General features: G+C 37.5%; 1 protein-coding gene. It reads left to right on the top strand.

Annotated elements, in window-relative coordinates:
• Positions 1–79: 79 nt before the first annotated feature.
• Positions 80–325 (top strand): hypothetical protein (locus AB4486_RS27710; RefSeq protein WP_372120013.1); only part of this gene is annotated, 246 nt, incomplete at its 3' end.

The raw sequence follows: 325 nt of genomic DNA, 5'->3' as shown, positions 1-325 counted from the left end.
ACCAATTTTAGATGGTAGACTTGCTCCAGCATCAATTGACGTATCACGTTCAAATAATCGTGACTTGAAAGGTACAGTCATGAACTATGAACTTACGAAGAAGTATCTGTTTAGTATTGACGTTGGATATTACTATAACGAAGAAACTCATTCAGTTGATCGCGAAGCATTTAACACCAAAAGATATAAAAGCTATAACGACTACGCGCCTTGGGCTTTGATGGAGCAATTGCCTGTACTTGATGAATTCGTCGCAGAAGAAGTAACAAATGATTATCAGAATTACGTTAAGGACCGAACTAAACTCTTATCTGAGCCTTATACC

It is taken from the genome of Vibrio sp. 10N.222.55.C6, assembly GCF_041473395.1.
In the GTDB taxonomy this organism is placed as follows: domain Bacteria; phylum Pseudomonadota; class Gammaproteobacteria; order Enterobacterales; family Vibrionaceae; genus Vibrio; species Vibrio crassostreae_C.
This window is presented reverse-complemented; position numbering and strand designations above follow the sequence as displayed.